This is a genomic window from Halobellus marinus (assembly GCF_032113415.1).
GTDB lineage: Archaea > Halobacteriota > Halobacteria > Halobacteriales > Haloferacaceae > Haloquadratum > Haloquadratum marinus.
In genome coordinates this window covers 204828-218989 of sequence record NZ_CP134947.1, presented here as the reverse complement: position 1 = coordinate 218989, position 14162 = coordinate 204828, and the positions used below count along the sequence as shown (strand labels likewise).

Annotated in this window: 11 protein-coding genes and 1 pseudogene; 6 read left to right on the top strand and 6 right to left on the bottom strand. The window is 60.8% G+C overall.

Features of this window, described 5'->3' with window-relative positions:
- Positions 1 to 23 precede the first annotated feature (23 nt).
- Entirely contained in the window at positions 24 to 701 is a 678-nt protein-coding gene (locus RJT37_RS19310; RefSeq protein WP_313690226.1) for a TorD/DmsD family molecular chaperone, read from the top strand.
- A gap of 11 nt (positions 702 to 712) precedes the next feature.
- On the top strand, positions 713 to 1792 hold the full coding sequence (locus RJT37_RS19305; RefSeq protein ID WP_313690224.1) for an Mrp/NBP35 family ATP-binding protein: 1080 nt from the start codon (positions 713 to 715) through the stop codon (positions 1790 to 1792).
- Positions 1793 to 2403: 611 nt separating this feature from the next.
- Here the strand turns inward: RJT37_RS19305 and RJT37_RS19300 are convergent.
- The 4 genes from RJT37_RS19300 to RJT37_RS19285 all read right to left on the bottom strand — a co-directional run bounded on the left by RJT37_RS19300 (position 2404) and on the right by RJT37_RS19285 (position 6373).
- Positions 2404 to 3198: a hypothetical protein gene (locus RJT37_RS19300; protein ID WP_313690222.1), complete on the bottom strand. Its 795-nt coding sequence runs from the start codon at positions 3196 to 3198 to the stop codon at positions 2404 to 2406.
- A gap of 472 nt (positions 3199 to 3670) precedes the next feature.
- Entirely contained in the window at positions 3671 to 4435 is a 765-nt protein-coding gene (locus RJT37_RS19295) for a CPBP family glutamic-type intramembrane protease (protein ID WP_313690220.1), read from the bottom strand.
- A gap of 241 nt (positions 4436 to 4676) precedes the next feature.
- Positions 4677 to 5570, bottom strand: a complete 894-nt coding sequence (locus RJT37_RS19290; protein ID WP_313690218.1) for an alpha/beta fold hydrolase — start codon at positions 5568 to 5570, stop codon at positions 4677 to 4679.
- Between the two features lie 146 nt (positions 5571 to 5716).
- A complete protein-coding gene (locus RJT37_RS19285) occupies positions 5717 to 6373 on the bottom strand; it encodes a helix-turn-helix domain-containing protein (protein ID WP_313690216.1) in 657 nt (218 codons plus the stop codon).
- Between the two features lie 168 nt (positions 6374 to 6541).
- Between RJT37_RS19285 and RJT37_RS19280 the strand changes: the two genes are divergently transcribed.
- The 4 genes from RJT37_RS19280 to RJT37_RS19265 all read left to right on the top strand — a co-directional run bounded on the left by RJT37_RS19280 (position 6542) and on the right by RJT37_RS19265 (position 10209).
- Positions 6542 to 8185 (top strand): NADH-quinone oxidoreductase subunit D, encoded by a 1644-nt coding sequence (locus RJT37_RS19280; RefSeq protein WP_313690214.1) that lies wholly within the window; start codon positions 6542 to 6544, stop codon positions 8183 to 8185.
- Positions 8182 to 8493 carry a DUF7562 family protein gene (locus RJT37_RS19275; RefSeq protein ID WP_313690212.1) on the top strand — a complete coding sequence of 104 codons (312 nt, stop codon included), beginning with the start codon at positions 8182 to 8184 and terminating at the stop codon, positions 8491 to 8493. The genes RJT37_RS19280 and RJT37_RS19275 overlap by 4 nt, the downstream gene beginning before the upstream one ends.
- A 119-nt stretch (positions 8494 to 8612) precedes the next feature.
- Positions 8613 to 9233 carry a class I SAM-dependent methyltransferase gene (locus tag RJT37_RS19270; protein ID WP_313690211.1) on the top strand — a complete coding sequence of 207 codons (621 nt, stop codon included), beginning with the start codon at positions 8613 to 8615 and terminating at the stop codon, positions 9231 to 9233.
- Positions 9234 to 9393: 160 nt separating this feature from the next.
- Positions 9394 to 10209 carry an IS5 family transposase gene (locus tag RJT37_RS19265; RefSeq protein WP_313684617.1) on the top strand — a complete coding sequence of 272 codons (816 nt, stop codon included), beginning with the start codon at positions 9394 to 9396 and terminating at the stop codon, positions 10207 to 10209.
- A gap of 501 nt (positions 10210 to 10710) precedes the next feature.
- Here RJT37_RS19265 and RJT37_RS19260 read toward each other — a convergent pair.
- Both RJT37_RS19260 and RJT37_RS19255 read right to left on the bottom strand, forming a co-directional pair.
- Positions 10711 to 13385 (bottom strand): annotated as a pseudogene (locus RJT37_RS19260) (heavy metal translocating P-type ATPase).
- Positions 13386 to 13481: 96 nt separating this feature from the next.
- Positions 13482 to 14072 (bottom strand): AsnC family transcriptional regulator, encoded by a 591-nt coding sequence (locus RJT37_RS19255; protein ID WP_313690209.1) that lies wholly within the window; start codon positions 14070 to 14072, stop codon positions 13482 to 13484.
- Positions 14073 to 14162: the final 90 nt, after the last annotated feature.

Genomic DNA, 14162 nt, shown 5'->3' with positions numbered 1-14162 from the left:
CTGACGGCCGCGACGAGGCGGCGATGGCAACGGCCCGCGCCCGACTGTACGGGCTGTTGGCTGCGACCTTCGACGGCGAGGCCGAGACGACAGCAGCCGCGCTCGATCGAGGGGCCTTCGCGGCCGTTGCCGAAGTGTTCCCGATCAACATCGAGACGGCGGACCTCCGCGGCGACGACCACGACGCAGGTTCGCTGGGCGTCGGGTACGACAACCTGTTCGTCGTGCCGGGGACCAACTACGTCCCGCCGTTCGCGTCCGCTCACGCGACCGATCCGAGCGAGGCGTTCGAGTCGGACTCGCGGTACCACACCGCCGGCGAGGCCGGCGAACTCCTCGGCGATCCGGCCGCCGATATGGCGCGGCTGTACGCCGCCGCCGGGTTCTCGCCCGAGCGCGGTGGCGACATCCCCGACCACATCGCCACCTGTTTCGAGTTTATGCGCGCGCTCTGTGAGCGGGAGGCGGCGCTACTCGAAGGCGATGGAACCGAAGCAAACCTCGATGCAGTCCGCGAACTTCAGGCCCGGACGCTCTCCCAACTGGGCTGGATCGACCGGTTCGAAGAGGCCGTCGCAAGCAGCGACACAGTCGAAGGCGTCTTCGCCGCAATCGCTCGTCTCGCACGGACGTTCACCGCGTGGGACGCCGAAGAAGTCGTACAGGCCGATCAACAACCGTCCGAAACTATACCCTCGTAACCACTCGACCGATGACAACCACAGACATCTCAGACGCCGACCTTCGTGATCGCCTCCGCGCCATCGACGACCCGGCGCTCGATACTGACATCGTCACTGCCGGACTCGTTACCGACATTTCCGTCGACGACGGGACCGCTGCCGTCGAGCTCGCGCTCGGCGCGCCGCACGCCCCTGACGAGGCCGCCATCGCGGAGCGCGTCCGTGAGGTCGCCGACGATGCGGGGGTCGATGTCGAGCTCTCGGCGAACGTACCGCTGTTCGATTCTGCCGAATCGTCGGTTCTGCCTGGCGTCAAAAACGTGATCGCCGTCGCCTCCGGAAAGGGGGGTGTCGGGAAAAGCACTGTCGCTGTCAACCTCGCCGCCGGCCTCGCCGACCGCGGGGCGAACGTTGGGCTGTTCGACGCCGACGTGTATGGCCCGAACGTCCCACAGATGCTCGGCGCCGACACCGATCCCGATGTGACGACCGTCGACGGCGAAGACCGAATTGAACCACCGACCGCTCACGGGCTCAAACTGATGAGCGTCGGACTGATGATCGAAGACGACGATCCGGTGGTCTGGCGCGGTCCGGTCGCACAGAACACCCTCACCGACCTGTTTGCCAACGTTTCGTGGGGAACGTTGGACTACCTCGTCGTGGATCTCCCGCCGGGTACCGGTGACGTCCAGCTGACGGTGCTTCAGCACTTACCTGTCACGGGGACTGTCGTCGTCACAACACCGCAGTCCGTCGCCGTGGACGATACCCGCAGGGGTATCGAGATGTTCGGCGAGTACCAGACCAACGTGTTGGGTATCGTCGAGAATATGAGCGGCTTTGTCTGCCCGAGTTGCGGAGACGCTCACGAGATCTTCGGTGAAGACGGTGGCCGAGAGCTGGCCGACGCAGTCGATGTCCCGTACCTCGGATCGCTCCCACTGGATTCGGCGATCCGTGCGGGCGCCGACACCGGCGAGCCGATCGTCCGTCAGGACGCCGCCAAGACCGCGGAAGCATTCCAAGACCTCGCGGCGACGGTTGCGAACAAAATTGGCGTGCTGCGACGCCACCACCGCCAGACTGCGACTGACGGTAGTGGGTAAAGATCCGCTCGGTCCGGATATCGACAATCTCTCGGAACTCCGAGGGTTCAGTCTCGTCTGCGACCTCGGGGAGGGATCGGCGCCGCAAACAGTTCGCTGGTCGGTGTCGATTGTAACCCGGCTTCAGTTAGTAACAGAAGAACCTCGGAAAGCGTCGCCCGCTATTCCGGTGCGGATGTCACGAAGGCACTTGACCTCCTCCGCGTGAACGCGGAGGAGTCCCACCAAGAGATTTCAGGCCGGGCGTTGCAGCCTGTTGGTTTCGAGATGCATACGTTCCACGCATCACCTGCTGGGTCACCATCTGCGTGAGGGTGTTATAGAAGACTTTCCGCACCCGAGCTCAATTCAGCAACCTCTTTTCCCGGGGTCTTCCCTCGCATCGCTCGGTCAAACCCCGGGAAAACCCGTTGATGCCAAAAGGCCGGACCCTCCCTACGGTCGGGTCCGGTGAACCGCTCGCTCCGCTCGCGGATGCTCAACACGCAGGCAGAGTCTTGGGTTGATTCGGCTGTGGGATCGTGAAATAAACACCGTAACAGGAGTTCTATGACACCCTATCCGTGTGGCTGTCCTGTGGCCCGGTCAAAGAAGCCCCGCCCGTAGCCGAATCAGATACGTACTTCGTAGTGGGAGTCGTCGACGACGTGCAACTTCGCAAGACAGGGCCGTTCCTCGCCCGTCGGAATCTCCGAACACTCGTAGATGCTGTATCGAACACCCTCCTTTACCGGACGTGCGCGAAGGTAGACAGGAATCACTCGATCAACGTCGAGCGACAGTGACGTCTCCGCCGCAAGCGCCGGATAGCCCAGTTTGTGCTTGGCCAGGTTCCGTCGCCCCCCACACATCGCCTCGATGACCAGGAGAACGCGCTCGCCGTTGCGGCGAGTCATCACGAGCGCGTCGATTTCGATCTGACCGTCGTTGTGATGGAGAATCGTCGGTCGGTCGGGATGTGGTTCAGAATTCGAAATCGAAGCTGGACGCGACGGTCGTCGGAGCAGTGCCGATCTGTGCAGCGTCGAGATCGAGCGCTCGGGAAAAAGCCCCGTCGAAAGGGCGAAGTTCAGGAACCCCGTCTCCGAGAAGGTCGGCAGCGACCGATACACTTCGAGCATATCCTGCACCTCCTGTCCGAGAGCGAGCGTATCGTCTCCCTCCGCCGTGTAATCTACCGTCTCCCGTTCGTCCGGACGGAACGCCCGCTCGTCGATGAAAAAGTCGTCCAGGTGGTCCGGAACGTGAACGAGCGCAAACTGAGTTCCGGAGCCGTCCGTCGCTCGCCCCAACGACAGGACCATCGTCTCTCGCTCCGCCAACCGACTCGACAGCTGCTGCCGGGTGTCGGCCGTGAGTTCCGCCGCCGTCCGATATTGGCCCGGATCCTGGCCGATTTCCCGCAAATAACCAGTGAACGACCTCGGGCCGTAAAGCCCGGTGGCTGCCTCCTGTACCGAGCGCAACGCTGGGTCCCAATGGCTCACAACAGCCGCCAGTCGGACGTGCGTGAGCTAAACCCTGACGACTGTGGCCGGGTTGTGCGGGCGATCAAAAGCGAGCGCGACCGCGACACCGCTGTTGGTGCACCGTCAAATTGACCTCGAGATCGACTCGTGGTTCCGTCTGGCGGGTGCTTTGCCCTTCGATCCTGAATTCGCCACGAGTCAGGTACAGCCACACAAGTACGCAGCTAGCCCCGACGACCATCTTCCCGAGGGCCAGTTCGTATCTGCTCACCGAGTACGCGACGTGCCCGAGAGCCGGTATTGTCGCGGCTACTTCTGTCGGCTGCAACATCATCGCTGCCCAGAGATTGTGCCCGAAGTGGAGGCCGAACGGGACCGCTAACCGCGTTGTGAGGACGTACGCTCCGCCCTACAACAACCCCAGCAGCGTGCTCGCGACGACTATCTGAATACTTCGTCCCTCGGCACCGCCTCCACCTTGGGTAACGATATGACTCACTCCGAATATCGCAGAGCTCGTCAGTAGCGCAATAACGACAGACCAGTTGGAAGAGCTGCCCCGAGCGAGCATCCCTTCTGCGAAATTCGATAGCATCACCCCACGGAAAGCGAACTCCTCGAACGCAGTTTGCAACCCGAAGGAAACGAGAGCTACCGTACCGACTAGTGCCAAGACGCTGGGGTCAGCTATCTGGGTACTGAACCCCGCCGTTGCGTCAGCTCCCCCGAGTTGGAGGAACACGGCGGTTGGCACGCCGTATGTGAGCGCCCCGATGACGATTCCAGCCACCCAGTCCACCAACTCACTCCTGGAGGCTCTAACCCCGAACGCTGCGAGCGATCGCTGATCAAGCCGCGTTCCGAGTGCGATTGCGACGAGCAGCCCGAGACCCGAGGCGACCCCCAAGAGCCCGATATCCAATAACGCGACCGTTCCGTCCCCGAGTCCAGAGACGTCGAACAGGCTCCGGATAGCAAATCCCGCTATGGCCAGCGCCAGGAGTTGGACGCCGAAACCAACCGCCCACGGTAGTATTCCGCGCCACGTTGCTCTGACACGGTCATCCGACACGTCGTGTGTGACCCGATGAATCCACTGTCGTACCGAATTCATATCAACGAGTACCCCGTCTGTGGTGTGTCCCCGCATCGGTAGCGATGCGGTGACGATCATACGTCTTGACCGCAGTACCGGGTATCATCGGTTCACCCGCATACAAGACCTGATCCACGGTGACTGACACTCCCCGTAGATCTGTTGCACTCCTGGCTTCAGTACTCATAGGTACAGAAAGGCGACGGGACTACTCCGCTATTGTGTCGGACGTGTCCGCTTATTCATATACTAACCGACTCTGTGATCGCTGAAGCTGTCCGGTGTCACCCCCACGACCGAGTACTGATACCTCATCCGTTCACGAGAGATAATCACGAAGCACTTCAGTGACTTCCTCGCGCTCGTGGTGGACCCAGTGTGACGCGTCGGGATATGTCTGAAGCTGACCCGTTTCACAGTACGCGAGGCTTTCCTCCGCCATAGAAGGGACGAGTCCAACATCATTCTCGCCCCAACAGATCAGCGTTGGTTGGACGACAGTGTCGCGTGACGGACGCTCCGACCGCCTGAATCCACGGTACCAGTTTATCCGCGGCTCAATACCGGTGTGCCGCCACGCTGCTTGATACCGCGCAATCGTTTCGTCATCGAACGTTCCGTTATTCGAGGAGATTTCGAGGGTGGCGACCATATTCTCCATCCCGTTCCGGCGCAGCATCCACTCGGGGAGCTTCGGGAGCTGATAGAACCAGACGTACCAACTCCGCGCGATCTGGCGGAGGCTGGAGCGGAGTGTCTCTCGATACACCGTCGGATGCGGAACGTTGCAGATTCCGAGTCGATCGATGACGGCGGGCTCCCGAAGAGCGACGTTCCAGGCCACGAACGCGCCGAAATCGTGTCCGACTACGTGGGCCGATTCGCGTCCCTCACTGCGGATTAATTCACGGACATCGGCGACGAGATTCGACATCCGGTAGGCGTCGATTCCGTCGGGTGCTTCGCTTAGATTACAGCCGCGCTGATCCGGGACCACCACGCGATAGCCAGCATTCACGAGCGGACCGATCTGGTGACGCCACCCATACCAGAAATCGGGGTGGCCGTGTAACAAGACGACGAGGGGGGCATCAGGTTCGCCAGCTGTTACGACGTGTAGTCGGACGCCGTTTACCTCCCGGGAGGAGGATTCGACGTTCGGGGCTGTAAGCAACGATGCGTCAGTATCTGTGGATGGTGTTGTTGCTGCCATCAGTGTTTGTTGGCACGGCGAGCGGTTCGAATGCTCTGCTCAGGCGTCAACGGGGTATTGATGTCTGAAAATACGCGATGTATCCGAATAGGCGGACTGCCGTAGCAGTAAGGCTATTTTTATTTTCGACTACGAGCCCGAGCGCATCAGCGGACGATCTCGCTAAAGACGCGCTCTTCGACTTTTCGAAGGTGTTCACCCACTGTTCCAGGAGAGATCCCGACGGCGTCACCTACCTCTTCAAGTGACGCTTTACGTGGTTCAGTGTAGTATCCTACCTCCACGGCTGCCTCAAGTACTTCTTCTTGTCGAGTGGTGATCATTCGACTGAGAGACGACTCGTCCGCCTCGTACTCCCCCATATTGCGAATATCGAACGCCATCGAATCCAGCTCACCGGCGTAGTCGAACAGCTTGCTGAAGGAGTTCTCCGTCCCGAGGTACGTGATTTCGAGGTGACCCTCGGAAGTGAAGCGGATCGGCGTATCAACTACTAAAAACAGTTCTTGCTGGAGTACCAGTGCCTTTCGGACCTCGTCGGTCGGTACGAATTGACTCACAGCCATCCACCGGTCATCTCCGGCAACGAGATAATCGATGACGTGCGGGGATGCAGCCATAATCTGTTCGTACCGCTCTTGACTGCCGCTCGCCTCCGCCAGTAGCAACACGGTCTCGTCGGCCAGAAGCTCAACGTGATGAATGGCTCTTCGCTCGATATCCGGTGCTTCCGTGAGCTTATCCCCAAGTGGGTGGAACGCACCTCCCTCGTTTGGCTTGACTTCCACCGTGAGATACCGCATACGACGACTTGCAGTACGTTAGAAAATAAATCATTACCGTAGAGCCGCTCACCGCTGCGGCGCAACGAAAAAAAACAGCAGTTCCGAAGGCGGCACTGGTATTTATATCACACCACAGGTGAGGCAACGCGCCTACCGTGCTCGGTCTGGAACAGCTAGGTGTGGACGATGTTTCAGCATCACCGCTCGATCGCCCGGCAGTCCCCGGCTGAGGCGGTCACCGCCCTCCCAACCGACGCTATTGTCGGTCGTGAAACGCACGAGAACGCCCCCGCGGTCGTGATCCGCGCTGATCGAGTGCAGAGCGCCCTCTCGACGCTTCGCTCGGAGGCAGGATTCGACCACTGTTCGTGTGTGACTGCTCAAGAGTACGAAGACCGCTTCGAGACGATCTATCACCTCACCAGTTACGACGACCGGACGCGCGAGTTGTCGGTCGTCGTTCCGACAGCGAAGGACGACCCGATAAGTGAGTCAGCAACACCGGTCTACCGGACTGCTGCGTGGCACGAACGGGAGGCCTACGATCTCGTCGGTATCGAATACGAGGACCACCCGGACCTGCGGCGGATCCTGCTGCCGGAGACGTGGCAGGGACATCCGTTGTCGCTGGACTACGATCAGACACGGCCTCAGATCGTGCCGTTGTCCGAGCACGCGAATCCGCTACAGGAGGATCACCGTGAGGGGCCTGACACGATGCACATCAACATCGGGCCGCACCACCCGTCGACTCACGGAGTCCTTCATTTGAACGTCGAGCTGGATGGGGAGACGATTGCAGATGTCGAGCCCGATATCGGGTACATCCACCGATGTGAGGAACAGATGTGCCAGCAGGGGACCTACCGCCACCAGATTATGCCGTACCCAGACCGCTGGGACTGGGGCGGTGCGGGCCTCCTGAACGAGTGGGCTTACGCCCGCGTCATCGAAGACTTAGCCGGGATTGATGTCCCTGAGTACGCCCAGGTCGTCCGGACGATGAGCGCCGAATTGTCTCGGATTCTCTCACATCTGTTATTCACGGCGATGTACGCACTGGACGTCAGCGGCGAGTTCAATGCCACCTTTATGTACGGGTTTCGGGACCGGGAACTCGTCCAGGATCTCCTGGAGGACCTGACTGGTCAACGAATGATGTTCAACTACTTCCGGATCGGCGGCGTCGCGTGGGACCTCCCAGAGCCGCGCGACGGGTTCCTCGAAGACGTGCGCGCCTTCACCAACGACCTGCCGCAGAAGCTCGCGGAATACCACGACCTCCTGACGAGCAACGAAGTCTTCCAAGCCCGGTGTGTCGACACCGGCGAACTCCCGCCAGCAGTCGCAAAGCAGTATGGAGCCACCGGGCCGGTCGCTCGTGCCTCAGGTATCGACTACGATCTCCGACGTGACGACCCGTACGGCTACTACGATCGTCTTGAGTGGAACGTCATCACCCGGGACGGCTGCGACAACTTCGCACGTGTGCTTGTGCGACTACAGGAAATCGAAGAATCAGCAGCCATCATCCAACAGTGCGTCGACCTGCTCTCGGACTGGCCGGAAGCAGATCGGACCTGCCAGGCCAACGTGCCGCGGACGCTGAAACCGTCGGGAGAGTGCTACAGGGCCGTCGAGGGCGCGAAGGGCGAACTCGGGATCTACATCCGCGCAGACGGAACCGACGCGCCCGCGCGGTTCAAAATCCGAGGCCCGTCGTTCTCGAACCTATCGGCGCTACCGGCGATGGCGGAAGGCGAGTACGTTGCCGACCTCGTCGCAACGCTCGGCAGTCTCGACACGATTATGGGTGAGGTGGATCGATGACGATACCGACATCGACGCCGTGGCGTGGTGACTCCGATCAGCGGGTAACCTGCATCGCCTGCGGCGAGACGGTCGACCGCGATGCTGCGCGAGAATACGACAAGCAGGGCGACCGCTGGAACCGTGACGACAAGGAGTTCGAATATCTCTGTAAGCCCTGCCACCGCGAGTGTTGTCATCAGAACCGCGAGGGACTCGAAGAGACGCTCATCGCGGCCGGTGCTGGCCGGACCGACCGACAGACGTTCCTCAGGCAGTTCTGCGAGCTCACAGTCGACGATGCGGATACATCGCGGAAGGAACCGTAGCAGAACAGACCGCCCTTCGTAGCTCCCCCAACAAAATGACATCACCTGACAATACGACTCAGACGAGTTCCCACCGCCACCGCTCTCGAACCGAGACCGACCCGGCGTCGAACCGACCGATGTCGCTCTCGGAGATCAAAGAATCGTACGCCGAGTACGCTGACTGGATCCAGCGCTTCGACTGGCTGGCCCGTCTCGTCACTGGCCGCTATCGCCGCAAACGGTTTGGAGATGTTGACGGGAAGGTGCTAGACGTCGCTTGTGGGACGGGAACGAACTTCGGATATCTTCCAGAGACTGTCGAACTCGTCGGCATCGATGTTAGTCCGGAAATGTTAGCACGCGCTGAAGACCAACTCACAGAGCTAGATATCGAAGGCACGCTTTTGCAGATGGATGCTCAGGATCTCGATTTTGCCGACGACAGTTTCGACGCAGTGATTTCGTCGCTGTCGACGTGTACGTTCCCCGATCCAGTCGCCGCGCTCCGTGAAATGAACCGGGTATGTAAGCCCAAGGGGACGATCCGCCTGGTCGAACACGGGCGAAGTGACGTGGGACCGATCGCAAGCTACCAGCAGTGGCGGACCGACGCTCACTACGCCCAGACCGGCTGTCGCTGGGATCAACAGCCCTGTGATGTTGTCGCTGAGGCGGGTCTCACGATCCAAGATACCACTACTGGACTTCTTGGGACGATCACCACTTTCGAGATCAGCCCGGACGGCGGTGGTGAATGATGGCCGGGCCTCCAATGCGGTGGAGTGGCTCGTCGCCGGCGGGCTCCTGACCGTTCTTGGAGCACTGCTGCCTTGTTTTGCCGCTAGCTGACTGTAGTTTCAGACGCTCTCACAGGAAAATACCGTCAAGCTAACCGGGAATTGGACGCCGTCTGGCGATATGGGATCGCTCAGACGGCTCGCTCGGATGTGTCGAGATCTTGCCAAACAGCACGTAGATGACCCTGACGTACCCGCCGCGCCGAACGGCGCGGACGGGTACGCCAAGTGGACACAGATTGCGTTGATTTTGTTCCGCGTTGAGTTGGAGAAGAGTCTTCGTGAGACTGAAGACTACCTCAACGAGATGCCCGGTATCCTCGCCGTATTTGATCTCAACGAGGCACCACACTACAGTTCGTTCTGCCGGTGGGAAGACGAGTATCGGATGCGTGAACTCCGCCGCCTGCTCCGCGCTTCGGCGGAGCAGGCGGGCTGGAGTGGTGAAGCCGCAATCGATGCAAGTGGCTTCCAGCGTGATCAGACCAGCTATCACTACCGTGACCGTGCGAACTACTCGTTCCAGTCGATGAAGACAACCATCTTGATCGACGTGAACTCGCTAGCGATCAAAGACGTTCATTTCACGACACAGAAGGCGTGGGACGGCCACATCGGGATGCAGGTCTTCCGCCGGAACGCGGAAGACCTGCGTGTATTGTCTGCTGACGCGAACTACTCGTGGGGCGAACTCCGTGAGGAGTGTCGCTCGAACTCAACGCGACCACTGATCAAGCACAGGGAACAAACACCGTTGCAGAAGGCCCACAACGCCCGAATGACCGAGGATTACAACCAACGCTGGATGAGTGAGACGGGCTTCTCGCAGTTGAAAGAAGACGACGGCGAGAAGCTCCGCTCCCGGAGCTGGCACGGCCAGTTCCGGGAGCTGACTCGGAAGTGCATCGTCCATAACCTAACGCAGGCGGCGAGTTAGGGCTCGCCGCCTGCTCCCCTTCTCCGGACGTATCCGGGAGAGGCATCGCCGTCGTCACCGAAACAACGAAGCAAGATACCATAGTTTTGACCCTTCGGCAACCGCTGTCAGTAACAGCCGCTGTATCTTCTGACTGTAAGAACGCACCTCTGACAGCGTGAGACTACAAACAATCGACCCTACCCCGTCGCTGTCTTGCGTTCAACAAGGCAAGCACTGCTCAGGTTCCGCGGGTGGACGTTCCTACTCGCAGGCTACGACGAGACGTCGCGGGTCCCTGATGACGTAGTACAGTATGGCGGGGAACACGGTTCTCCGCGTCGGGACCGCCGTCTTAGCGTTCGGTCTCCTCACCGCTGTGACGAACCCACGGGCGTTTCTCGGTGTCGTGCTATAGTAGCGTTTGCAACTGATTATACATCCGATCGCAGGCAGTCGTGCGATCGTGTGAGTGAAGACTTGCAAATGCTACTATAGGGAGTGTGATTCTGGGAGAGTTGATTAGCGGAGTCGGCCGAGCAGTTCGTAATCGTGATCCGGAGTGTACCGACGGAACAGCAGACTGTTCGACAGCACCGACACCGACGAGAAGGCCATCGCGCCGGCCGCGAGCACGGGCTGGAGCAGCCCGAGTGAAGCCAACGGGATCATCGCCGTGTTGTAACCAAGCGCCCACACGAGATTCTGTTTAATCTTCTGGAGTGTCGCATCCGAGATGCGGATGGCCTTCACCACGTCGAGCGGGTCGTCGCGCATCAGCGTCACGTCCGCAGCTTCGATGGCGACGTCCGTGCCCGACCCGATGGCCGTCCCGACGTAGGCGACCGCGAGCGCGGGCGCGTCGTTGACGCCGTCGCCCACCATCATCGCCTTGCGCCCTTCGTCCTGGATGGCCTCGACGGCATCGGACTTGTCCTCGGGGAGCACCTCCGCGCGGACGTTCCCAGGGTCGATGCCGACCTGCTCGGCGACGGCACGGGCCGTGCGCTCGTTGTCGCCGGTGATCATCATCACGTCGATGCCGCGCTCCTGCAGTTGGCTCACGGCCTCGGTGGCACTTTCTTTGATCGTGTCGGCGTCAGCGACCACACCGACGAGTTCTCCCTCGTCCGTGCCAGCGGGCACGCGGGCGACGAGCATCGCCGTCTTCCCCTCCCTTTCGAGACGTTCCATCGTCCCCTGAGCGGGCGAGGGGTCGATCCCGTTGTCGCGGAGGAGCTTTCGGTTTCCGACCAGCACCTCGCTGTCGTCCACGGTTGCGCGGATGCCGTGGCCGGGGACGTTCTCGAAGTCCTCGGGGTCGTTCACGTCGATGCCGCGCTCTCTGGCTCCGTCGACGATGGCCCGGGCGAGCGGGTGTTCGCTCCCGCTCTCGGCCGTCGCTGCGAATCGGAGGACGTCATCCTCACTGAGACGGTCGCGTGCGGTTAGCGCTCCGCCGTCGGATCGAGGGTCCGACGAGGTCCCGCTCGCGCTACTCGCGGGACCGCCGTCGGCTGCCGGCTCTCCACCGTCCGCGACGGCCTGGCCGTCACCGTCGAAGACGACGACGTCGGTCAGTTCCATCTCGCCTTTCGTCAGCGTGCCCGTCTTGTCGAAGACGACCGTGTCGACGTCTTTCGCCCGTTCGAGAATGTCTCCGCCCTTGAACAGGACGCCGTTCTGGGCACCGATCGTCGTCCCGACCATCGTTGCAGCAGGCGTCGCTAACCCCAGCGCACAGGGACAGGCGATCAACACGGACGACGCGAAGACGATGAGCGCGAACTCGAAGACTGAGACAGTGCCACCAGCCACGACTGGGCCGCCAGCGACCGCACCCCACAGCGGAAGCCACTCGACGAACCCAGCGAGTGTTTGAGGGAAGAGGAACCACACGGTGCCCCACAGTACCGCGTTCGCGATGACCGCCGGGACGAAGTACGCCGAGATTCGGTCTGCGAGGTTCTGGATGTCTGGCTGGCGGGACTGGGCCTCCTTGACTGTCTGAACGATCTGCTGGAGCGCCGTGTCCGCGCCGACCTTCGTCGCCTCGACGACGAGGACGCCGTTCTCGTTGATCGTCGAGCCGACGACCTCGTCGCCCTCGCCTTTCTCGACGGGGACCGACTCGCCGGTGACCATCGACTCGTCGACGGCGCTCTGCCCGTCGATGACGACGCCGTCGGTCGGAATCTGCTCGCCGGGACGGACCTTCATACGGTCACCGACGGTGACATCTTCGAGTGGCACTTCCGTCTCGTTGCCGTCCTCGTCGACGAGGGTGGCCGTCTCGGCCTCCATTTCGAGAAGCTTCCGAAGGGCGTCGCCCGCCTGCCCCTTCGAGCGCGCTTCGAGATAGTTCCCGAGGGTGATGAACACCAGGATGAGCGCGGCAGTGTCGAAGTACAGGCTTCCCGCGATCAGTCCGGCAAGTACTGCAACGGAGTAGAAATACGCAGTGGACGAACCCAGTGCGATGAGAACGTCCATATTGGCGCGCCTGTTGTTGACCAGCGCGTTGTACGAGTTCTTGTAGAACGGCCAGCCGAGCACCGCCTGAACGGGTGTCGCCAGCAGGAACTCGACCCACCCGAATTCGACGCCGAAGACCGTCTCGGGCAGAATTCCCCCGCCGAGCAGAAACTTCTCTGCGAGGAAAAACAGCATCGGGGCAGCCAACGCGGCTCCGAACAGTGTCAGTCGAAGCTGTTTTCAATCTCACCCTGTCGCGCGGCGTCCCGAGCGTCTTCACCCGCTTCACCGCTGTCTCGGTCTTCACGGACCGGCGAGTAACCGGCGTCCTCGATAGCGTCGTAGAGCGCCTCGAGTGACGTGTCCGCGGGGTTGTACCTGACCTGCGCTTCGTCGGTGGCGAAGTTCGCCTCGGCCGAGATAACACCCGGCGTGTTCTCGAGCGCAGTCTCGTTCGTCTGCACACAGTTGGCACAGGTCATATCGGAGATACCGATGGTCACCGTGTCAGACACCGCACCGTAGCCGGCGTCCTCGATCGTCTCGTAGATCTCTGCGAGCGAAACCTCGTCAGGGTCGTACTCGACGGAACCTTCGTCCGTGGCGAAATTGGCGTTCGCCTCGATGACGCCGTCGAGCGACTCCAGGGCGTCCCCAACTGTCCCCGAGCAGTTGGCACAGGTCATCCCTGTGATGTCAAGATGTGCTGTGCGTGTTTGCATCGGTATACTATAGGGGCTACTCCGTTAGGTGAGTTACTACTTAGATAGTGGGGGTAATCAACGGCGTTTGCTTTCGTTTCCAAACCGGAGTCAGCGCTACACGCCCTCTTCGAGACGCTGGTGTCGATCTTCGAATCGACTCTGACACGATGGGCAACAGAAATGATAGAGCTCTCCACCGATACGACTCGTCTCCCCCTCAGAATCCACAGTATTACCGCACTCGGCACACGTGAGTGCGAACTCGACGCCATCGATCGATGGCGTCCACTCGACTTCGTCGACTAACGTGACTGTGTATTCAACCGAGTCGACGCCGTCGAGAAGCGTGTTCACCCACGCCCGGACGTTCTGTGCTTCTGCACGTCCATAGAACCAGAGGTCGCCCTCCGACGTAATGAACACGTGTTCGACGGCGTCGTCGTTTCTGACCCGCTCGCGTACCGTCTCGAACGACTCGGCCGGGAGATCTAGCTGGACGAGTACCGGTACACCAGCCCTGAGTTTGGTACGGTCGACATCGATAGTGAAGTGGTTGATGACCCCGGCCTCCTGGAGCCGTGTGACGCGATCTGAGACGGCTGGCCCGGAGAGGCCAACTTCCTCGCCGATTGCGCTGAACGGGCGACGGGCGTTCTCGGCTAACAGCGAGAGAATCTCCATATCGGTTTCGTCCAAGTCCCGCATACTGGCCGAAAGGACGCAGGATACAATACTATTTCCCTGAATTCACTTTGGAATGCTGCGTTTCACGGCCGTTGAAACAGCAGTGTCGAA

Coding starts and splice junctions, on each gene's coding strand:
- RJT37_RS19310 (WP_313690226.1), top strand. CDS start 24: ATGGCAACGGCCCGCGCCCGACTGTACGGGCTGTTGGCTGCGACCTTC.
- RJT37_RS19305 (WP_313690224.1), top strand. CDS start 713: ATGACAACCACAGACATCTCAGACGCCGACCTTCGTGATCGCCTCCGC.
- RJT37_RS19295 (WP_313690220.1), bottom strand. CDS start 4,435: ATGATCGTCACCGCATCGCTACCGATGCGGGGACACACCACAGACGGG.
- RJT37_RS19290 (WP_313690218.1), bottom strand. CDS start 5,570: ATGGCAGCAACAACACCATCCACAGATACTGACGCATCGTTGCTTACA.
- RJT37_RS19285 (WP_313690216.1), bottom strand. CDS start 6,373: ATGCGGTATCTCACGGTGGAAGTCAAGCCAAACGAGGGAGGTGCGTTC.
- RJT37_RS19280 (WP_313690214.1), top strand. CDS start 6,542: ATGTTTCAGCATCACCGCTCGATCGCCCGGCAGTCCCCGGCTGAGGCG.
- RJT37_RS19275 (WP_313690212.1), top strand. CDS start 8,182: ATGACGATACCGACATCGACGCCGTGGCGTGGTGACTCCGATCAGCGG.
- RJT37_RS19270 (WP_313690211.1), top strand. CDS start 8,613: ATGTCGCTCTCGGAGATCAAAGAATCGTACGCCGAGTACGCTGACTGG.
- RJT37_RS19265 (WP_313684617.1), top strand. CDS start 9,394: ATGGGATCGCTCAGACGGCTCGCTCGGATGTGTCGAGATCTTGCCAAA.
- RJT37_RS19255 (WP_313690209.1), bottom strand. CDS start 14,072: ATGCGGGACTTGGACGAAACCGATATGGAGATTCTCTCGCTGTTAGCC.